At 75.0% G+C, this 5,157-nt stretch carries 6 protein-coding genes; all 6 read left to right on the top strand.

Going from position 1 to position 5,157, the window contains the following annotated elements; all coding sequences use genetic code 11:
- The first annotated feature begins 289 nt into the window (after positions 1-289).
- A complete protein-coding gene (mihF, locus tag CTKZ_RS13755; protein WP_124343482.1) occupies positions 290-601 on the top strand; it encodes an integration host factor, actinobacterial type in 312 nt (103 codons plus the stop codon).
- A 43-nt stretch (positions 602-644) separates the two neighbouring features.
- A complete protein-coding gene (gene gmk / locus CTKZ_RS13750) occupies positions 645-1,214 on the top strand; it encodes a guanylate kinase (protein ID WP_124343481.1) in 570 nt (189 codons plus the stop codon).
- Between the two features lie 67 nt (positions 1,215-1,281).
- Positions 1,282-1,545 carry a DNA-directed RNA polymerase subunit omega gene (rpoZ, locus tag CTKZ_RS13745; RefSeq protein WP_013771129.1) on the top strand — a complete coding sequence of 88 codons (264 nt, stop codon included), beginning with the start codon at positions 1,282-1,284 and terminating at the stop codon, positions 1,543-1,545.
- An 11-nt stretch (positions 1,546-1,556) separates the two neighbouring features.
- On the top strand, positions 1,557-2,747 hold the full coding sequence (gene coaBC, locus CTKZ_RS13740; RefSeq protein ID WP_124343480.1) for a bifunctional phosphopantothenoylcysteine decarboxylase/phosphopantothenate--cysteine ligase CoaBC: 1,191 nt from the start codon (positions 1,557-1,559) through the stop codon (positions 2,745-2,747).
- Positions 2,748-2,791: 44 nt separating this feature from the next.
- Positions 2,792-3,994 (top strand): methionine adenosyltransferase, encoded by a 1,203-nt coding sequence (gene metK / locus CTKZ_RS13735; protein ID WP_124343479.1) that lies wholly within the window; start codon positions 2,792-2,794, stop codon positions 3,992-3,994.
- Between the two features lie 10 nt (positions 3,995-4,004).
- Positions 4,005-5,157: primosomal protein N' family DNA-binding protein (locus CTKZ_RS13730; RefSeq protein WP_503825971.1), on the top strand; the 1,153-nt coding region annotated here is incomplete at its 3' end.

Below are 5,157 nucleotides of genomic sequence, written 5' to 3'. Positions count from 1 at the left end.
CGAGGACGACGCGAGGACCTGCCGCCCGCCGCGCCGCGGACGAGGCGGCCGCCGCGCTCGCCTGAGCCACGCCGCCGCCGCACCGGCATCCCGAGGACCCCGGGTGCCGGTGCGGCTGCCTGCGCGCGCAGGCGCCCCGGGCACTCGTGGGATGGTTGCCCGAAGGGGCGTCCTCGCAGGTCGCTCCGGCGCGTCCGCGTTGCCGACCTCGGTGGGCCTCGCTAGTTTCGTTGTCACGATCCTGCGCATCCGTCGAGATCGCTGGCCCACTGACGAGAAGGTGACGCGCGTGGCTCTTCCTCCGCTGACTCCCGAACAACGAGCCGCAGCGCTCCAGAAGGCCGCCGCCGCCCGGCAGGCCCGTGCCGAGGTCAAGAACCGCCTCAAGTACTCCCAGGGCACCCTGTCCGAGGTGATCGAGCAGGGCCAGAAGGACGAGACGATCGGCAAGCTCAAGGTGCTCGCGCTCCTCGAGTCCCTGCCCGGTGTGGGCAAGGTCAAGGCTCGTGCGATCATCTCCGAGATCGGCATCTCGGAGACGCGGCGCGTCCGCGGCCTCGGACCCCACCAGGTGAAGGCGCTCGTCGACCGCTTCGGGTGACGGTCGCCCGTCACCGCTGCGCACGAGGAGTACCGCACCACCCATGACGACGACGCCCGCCCGGCTGACCGTTCTCGCCGGACCCACCGCCGTCGGCAAGGGAACGGTGTCCGCCGACGTCCGCACGCGCTACCCCGAGGTCTGGCTGTCGGTGTCCGCGACGACGCGGCCACCGCGACCGGGCGAGGTCGAGGGGGTGCACTACCACTTCGTCAGCGTCGACGAGTTCGACCGTATGGTCGAGAACGGCGACCTGCTGGAGTGGGCGGTCGTCCACGGACGCAACCGGTACGGCACGCCTCGGGAGCCCGTCGAGCGTCGGCTCGCCGCCGGTGAGCCGGCGCTCCTCGAGATCGACCTGCAGGGCGCCCGCCAGGTGCGGGCGTCCATGCCGGACGCCCACTTCGTGTTCCTCGCCCCGCCGTCGTTCGCCGAGCTCGAGCGCCGGCTCGTCGGGCGGGGGACCGAGGACGCGGAGGAGCGCGAGCGGCGCCTCGCGACCGCCCGCGTGGAGCTCGCGGCCGAGTCGGAGTTCGACACCGTGATCGTCAACGACGACGTGCACCGGGCCACGGACGAGCTGGTCCGGGTGATGGGGATCGCGACCAGGTAGGATCGTGGGCAGGCTCCGCCCCGCGGCCACCGCGCGGCACCCCCCACCGACCTCACGGGAGACCATCGTGTCCGGAACCGTCGCCGCCCCCACGGGCATCACCGACCCGCCGATCGACCAGCTCCTCGAGCGCGCCGACTCGAAGTACGCCCTGGTGCTGTACTCGGCGCAGCGCGCCCGCCAGATCAACGCGTACTACTCGCAGCTCAACGAGGGCCTGCTCGAGTACGTCGGCCCGCTCGTCGACACGCGCCCGCAGGAGAAGCCCCTGTCGATCGCGATGCGCGAGATCGACGCCGGCCTGCTGACCTCCGAGGCCACGGAGGGCTGAGGCACCGCCCCATGCGGATCGTCCTGGGCGTCGCGGGCGGCATCGCCGCGTACAAGGCGGTGCTGCTGCTGCGCCTCTTCCGTGAGGCAGGGCACGACGTGCGCGTCGTGCCGACGGTCGCCGCGCTGGAGTTCGTCGGGCGCGCGACGTGGGAGGCCCTGTCCGGGCAGCCCGTGACGACCGACGTCTTCGAGGACGTCGACCAGGTCGCGCACGTCGCCGTCGGCAAGACGGCCGACCTCGTCGTCGTCGCCCCGGCGACCGCGGACCTGCTCGCGCGGGCGGCGGCCGGCCGCGCCGACGACCTGCTCACCGCGACGCTCCTCGTCGCGCGCTGCCCGGTGCTCATGGCGCCGGCGATGCACACCGAGATGTGGGAGCACCCGGCGACCGTCGCCAACGTCGACACCCTGCGCCGTCGCGGCGTGCACGTGCTCGACCCCGCGAGCGGCCGGCTGACCGGTGCCGACACGGGCCCCGGGCGGCTGCCCGAGCCCGAGGAGATCGCGGCGGCAGCGCTCGCGCTCGTCGGCCCGCGCGACCTCCTCGGCCGCCGCGTGGTGGTGTCCGCGGGCGGCACGCGCGAACCCCTCGACCCGGTCCGCTTCCTCGGCAACCGCAGCTCCGGTCGCCAGGGTGTCGCGCTCGCGCGCGCCGCAGCGGCGCGTGGCGCGCACGTCACGCTGGTCGCCGCGAACCTCTCCGTCCCCGTCCCGCCGGGGGTCGCGTCCGTGCCCGTCGAGACCGCGGCGCAGCTGCGCGACGCCGTGCGCGCGGCCGCGAAGGACGCCGACGCGGTCGTCATGGCCGCGGCCGTCGCCGACTACCGGCCGGCCACCCTCGCGGACGCCAAGATCAAGAAGCGCGGCGACGGCTCGACGCCCGCGCTGCACCTCGTCGAGAACCCCGACGTGCTCGCCGAGCTCGCCGCCGACCGGCTGCGCGACGGCCAGGTCGTCGTCGGGTTCGCCGCCGAGACGGGCGACGACGACGGCTCGGTCCTCGAGCACGGCCGCGCCAAGGCGCTGCGCAAGAAGGCCGACCTGCTCGTCGTGAACGCGGTCGGGGACGGCCGCGGGTTCGGGACGGACGTCAACGACGTGGTCGTGCTCGACGCCCGGGGCGAGGTGGTCTCCGCCGCCGCGGGCAGCAAGGACGACGTCGCGCACGCCGTGTGGGACGCGGTGCTCGCCCGCTGGTGAACGGCCGGTGAGAGGGCTGTTTCCGTCCCGTTAGGCTGTGCGCCATGACTGAGGCTTCCGCGCGCCTGTTCACGTCCGAGTCGGTGACGGAAGGCCACCCCGACAAGGTGTGCGACCAGATCTCCGACGCGATCCTCGACGCGATCCTCGACCAGGACCCGGCGGCCCGTGTGGCGGTCGAGACGATGGTGACGACGGGCCTCGTGCACGTCGCCGGTGAGGTGACCACGAGCGCGTACGTGGAGATCCCGCAGGTCGTCCGCGAGGTCGTCAAGGGCATCGGCTACACGTCGTCGCACATCGGCTTCGACGGTGACTCGTGCGGCGTGTCCGTCTCGATCGGGCAGCAGTCGCCCGACATCGCGCAGGGCGTCGACAAGTCGATCGAGGTCCGGCAGGACTCCGCGGACATCGACCCCCTGGACCTGCAGGGCGCGGGCGACCAGGGCCTGATGTTCGGGTACGCGTGCGACGACACCCCGTCGCTGCTGCCGCTGCCGATCTGGGCGGCGCACCGCCTCGCGGAGCGGCTCGCCGAGGTCCGCCGCCAGGACCTCGTGCCGGGTCTGCGCCCCGACGGCAAGACCCAGGTGACCATCGGGTACGAGGGTGACCGCGCGGTCTCGCTCGACACCGTGGTCCTGTCCACGCAGCACGACCCCGACGTCCAGCTCGACAGCTACCTGCGGCCCGCGATCGCGGAGCACGTCGTCGCGCCGGTCCTCGCGCAGCTCGAGCTCGACGCGAGCGACCACCGGCTCCTCGTGAACCCGACGGGCACGTTCGTCGTCGGCGGCCCCAAGGGTGACGCGGGTCTGACGGGCCGCAAGATCATCGTCGACACCTACGGCGGCTTCGCCCGGCACGGTGGTGGCGCGTTCTCCGGCAAGGACCCGTCGAAGGTCGACCGGTCGGCCGCGTACGCGATGCGCTGGGTCGCCAAGAACGTGGTCGCCGCGGGCCTCGCGAAGCGCTGCGAGGTCCAGGTCGCGTACGCCATCGGCAAGTCGCACCCCGTCGGGCTGTACGTCGAGACGTTCGGCACGGGCGTCGTGCCCGTCGAGCGCCTGACGGCCGCGATCCGCGAGGTGTTCGACCTGCGCCCGGCCGCGATCATCCGCGACCTCGACCTGCTGCGGCCCATCTACCGGCGCACGGCGGCGTACGGCCACTTCGGGCGTGAGCTGCCCGACTTCACGTGGGAGCGCACCGACCGCGCGGCCGACCTGCTGGCCGCCGTCGGCTGAGCCGCCGCGCATGCCGGCGACCGGTGCGGCCCGCCCGCGTGACGGGTCCGTGGACGTGACGGCGGGCGAGCAGCTCGTCCTCGACGGGGTGCCCGGTCCGCGCCGTCGCGCGCGACCGCGTCTGGGCGCCGCCGACCTCGAGCCCGCGGAGCGGATGCCCGTCGCACGGGTCGCGGTCGACCTGTCGCCCCCGCACCTCGACCGGACGTTCGAGTACGTCGTCCCGGCGCGGTTCGACGCGCAGGCGGTCCCGGGCGTCCGGGTCAAGGTCCGCTTCGGCGGTCAGGACGTCGACGGCTACCTGCTCGACCGCGCCGAGACGGCGGAGCACGCGGGGCGGCTCGTGCCGCTGCGTCGCGTCGTGTCCGGCGAGCCCGTGCTCACGCCCGACGTGCTCGCGCTGGCCCGGGCGGTCGCCGACCGGTGGGCGGGCACGCTGTCCGACGTGCTGCGGCTCGCGGTGCCGACCCGGCACGCGCGCGTCGAGGCCGAGACGTTCGCCGTCCCCGACGGCACCCCGCGTCCGCCCGTGGCCGGCGCCGACGCGTCGGCGTGGTCGGCCTACCGCGGCGGGCCCGCGTTCGTGCAGCACGTGCAGGCGGGCGGTGCGCCGCGCGCGGTCTGGACCGCGCTGCCCGGGGCGCTCGGGGACCGGTGGGAGGACGCGGTCGCGCAGGCCGTCGCCGCGTGCGTGCTGGGCGGTCGCGGCGCGCTCGTCGTGGTGCCGGACGCGCGTGACGTCGTGCGCGTGCTGGCCGCGCTGGAGACGGCGGGCGTGCCCGCGTGGTCCCCGGAGACGACCGGGGGAGTCGTGCGGCTGACGGCCGACGACGGGCCCGCGCCGCGGTACCGGGCGTTCCTCGCGGCGCTGCGCGGCGCCGCCGACGTGGTCGTGGGGACGCGCGCGTCGGCCTTCGCACCCGTGCGCGACCTCGGCCTCGTCGTCTGCTGGGACGACGGGGACCCGCTGCACGCCGAGCCTCGCGCCCCGTACCCGCACGTGCGCGAGGTGCTCGCGCTGCGGTCCGACCTCGCGGGCTGCGCGCTGCTCGTCGGCGGGCACGCGCGCACGGTCGAGGCGCAGGCGCTCGTGGCGTCCGGCTGGGCGCGTGAGGTCGCGGCGGACCGCGCGACCGTCCGCGCGCGCACCCCGCGGGTCCAGG

The organism is Cellulomonas algicola, assembly GCF_003851725.1.
GTDB lineage: Bacteria > Actinomycetota > Actinomycetes > Actinomycetales > Cellulomonadaceae > Cellulomonas > Cellulomonas algicola.
This window is presented reverse-complemented; position numbering and strand designations above follow the sequence as displayed.

Excerpts from the sequence above, each read along its gene's own strand:
- gmk (WP_124343481.1), top strand. The coding sequence starts at position 645 with ATGACGACGACGCCCGCCCGGCTGACCGTTCTCGCCGGACCCACCGCC.
- coaBC (WP_124343480.1), top strand. The coding sequence starts at position 1,557 with ATGCGGATCGTCCTGGGCGTCGCGGGCGGCATCGCCGCGTACAAGGCG.
- metK (WP_124343479.1), top strand. The coding sequence starts at position 2,792 with ATGACTGAGGCTTCCGCGCGCCTGTTCACGTCCGAGTCGGTGACGGAA.